Here is a 257-nt window from a genome sequence, read left to right as displayed (position 1 = left end):
CTGATGGCAAGGCCCATGCCGAAAGTGAAGATCATCAACAGGGCTACGCCGACGTTGCTGTAACGGTTTTTCTCGATCAGGAAGGTCATGCCGTAGAAGAAGCCGAAGAAGGCAGCCAGGGCAATCCAAGATGAACCGAACATGGAGAAAATGTTAAAGCCTGTTTTGGCGGAAAAGAATGCGCCGGCAACGGCAGGAATGAAAGACAGGCCGAGCAGGCGGTAGGTTTTTTGCAGGACGGTATTTTTGGCAACCGA

1 pseudogene is annotated in these 257 nt (G+C 51.8%); it reads right to left on the bottom strand.

Annotated features, from left to right (window positions below):
• Positions 1-257: pseudogene (locus ACTHSP_RS23850) on the bottom strand (BAX inhibitor (BI)-1/YccA family protein); the annotation flags it as partial.

It is taken from the genome of Neisseria sp. P0001.S005, assembly GCF_051963715.1.
Note: the sequence above shows the minus strand (reverse complement) of the source record. Positions and strands in the feature narration are given on the sequence as shown.